Below are 1,935 nucleotides of genomic sequence, written 5' to 3'. Positions count from 1 at the left end.
CCGAGGCGGGGGCGTCGCGGGCCGGGTTCGTGCCCGGTGGTGGCGCGGCTTCGGGTGCGGGGGCTGGGGTCGGTGGCGGTCGGTGGGGGTTTCGGCCCGGGGGGAGTTCGGGGACGGGGCCGGGCCGGAGGTCGATCTGTTGGGGATGGATCTGGAGTCGCTGCGGACCGTGACGCACCCCGTCCTGGCCGAGCTGGTCGAGGAGTTGCGGGAGCGGGTGGCGGGGTCCGGGGGCGAGTCGCTGTGGGGGCACGACAGTTCGGTGTGACCGGCGTACGCCCCCGGTGGGGCGCGCTCCGGCCTGGTTCAGGCCGCGCGCGGTGCGGGACGCGCCAAAACCCTACCGGGGAGTTTGCTCCGGGTGGCCGGGCGGGAACAACCGCGAAGGCCGAACGGGGCGGCCGGTTCGGGAAGGAGCGCAGGTGGTTCAGCAGCCGACGGGGACCGGGCCGCCGAACCGCGCCGCCACCGGCCCTCGCGCCGCCACCGGGACCGCCACCGCCGCGTCCCCGGCGGAGGCCCGCGCCCGGCCGGTACGGCAGTTCATCCTCAAGGTGCACAGCCGCTGCAACCTCGCCTGCTCCTACTGCTACGTCTACGCCGGCCCCGACCGCAGCTGGCGCGACCGCCCCCGCGTCCCGCCCGCCGAGGTGATCCGGCGCACGGCGGAACGTATCGCCGAGCACGCCGCCGCGCACGGGATGCGCGAGGTCGCCGTGGTGCTGCACGGCGGAGAGCCGCTGCTGGCCGGCGCCGCCCGGCTGGCCGCCGACGTCCGGCTGATCCGCGACCTCGTACCCGCCACCGTGCACGCCGCGGTGCAGACCAACGCCACCCTGCTCACCGTCGAGCGGATCGGCCGGCTGCGGGACGCGGGCCTGCGGATCGGTGTCAGCCTTGACGGCGGGCTGCCCGCGCACAACACGGCCCGCGCCGACCACGCCGGCCGCCCCTCCTGGTCCGCCGCCGCGGCCGGCATCCGGCTGCTGGCCGGTACCGCGCCGGAGGCGTACGCCGGGCTGCTGTGCGTCGTGGATCTTCGGCACGACCCGGTCGAGGTGTACGAGTCGCTGCTCGACTTCCGGCCGCCGATGATCGATCTGCTGCTGCCGCACGGCAACTGGACGGCGCCGCCCCCGGCCTGCCCGCGCCGCCCGACGACCCGGCGCCGTACGGCCGTTGGCTGACCGCCGTGTTCGACCGCTGGTGGGGCGCCGGCCGGCGGCAGACCCGGATCCGGCTGTTCGAGGAGTGCGTGGCGCTGCTGCTGGGCGTCCCGGCGGCCGGGGAACGACTCGGCCTGCAGCCGTTCACCAGCCTGGTCGTCGAGGCGGACGGCGCCATCGAGCAGGTGGACGCCCTCAAGTCGGCCTACGAGGGCGCCGCCGCCACCGGCCTCGACGTCTTCCGGCACAGCTTCGACGACGCCCTCGCCCACCCCGGTGTGGCCGCCCGCCAGGCCGGCCTGGCCGCGCTCGCCGGCACCTGCCGCGCCTGCGCCCTGGTCGCGGTCTGCGGCGGCGGCCACTACGCGCACCGCTACCGGGCCCCGGACGGCTTCCGCAACCCCTCGGTCTACTGCGCCGACCTCGCCCACCTCGTCCGCCATGTGTCCGCCCGCCTCCGGACCGCGGCCGGCCCCCGCCCGAGCGGGAAGGCGGACCGGTGAGCGTCACTGTCCGTCCGCCGGGCACGCCCGCCGTAGTCCGGGCGCGGCGTTCCGAGGCCGACCGGTGAGCGTGTTCACCGGGCCGCCCGTCACCCATGACCTGCTGGCGGCCCTCGGAGCCACCCGCGGCGAGCCGCGGGCACTGGAGGCGCTGGTGGCCGGACAGCGGGCACGGCGGCTGCTGACCCTGCGGGCGCTGCTGGACGCGGTACGGGCCGCGCCGGCCGGCGTGCTGGCGCCCGGGGACGCGGACCGTCTGCTCGCGG

General features: G+C 77.4%; 1 protein-coding gene and 2 pseudogenes. All 3 read left to right on the top strand.

From position 1 onward, the window contains the following. The coding region (gene fxsA / locus GA0115240_RS38130) for an FxSxx-COOH cyclophane-containing RiPP peptide (RefSeq protein WP_237554879.1) at positions 1-268 on the top strand (268 nt) is incomplete at its 5' end. Between the two features lie 277 nt (positions 269-545). Continuing rightward, a pseudogene (locus GA0115240_RS14865) lies at positions 546-1,669 on the top strand (FxsB family cyclophane-forming radical SAM/SPASM peptide maturase). 64 nt (positions 1,670-1,733) lie between these two features. Next, a pseudogene (locus tag GA0115240_RS14860) lies at positions 1,734-1,935 on the top strand (hypothetical protein); the annotation flags it as partial.

This window comes from Streptomyces sp. DvalAA-14 (assembly GCF_900091855.1).
In the GTDB taxonomy this organism is placed as follows: domain Bacteria; phylum Actinomycetota; class Actinomycetes; order Streptomycetales; family Streptomycetaceae; genus Actinacidiphila.
Note: the sequence above shows the minus strand (reverse complement) of the source record. Positions and strands in the feature narration are given on the sequence as shown.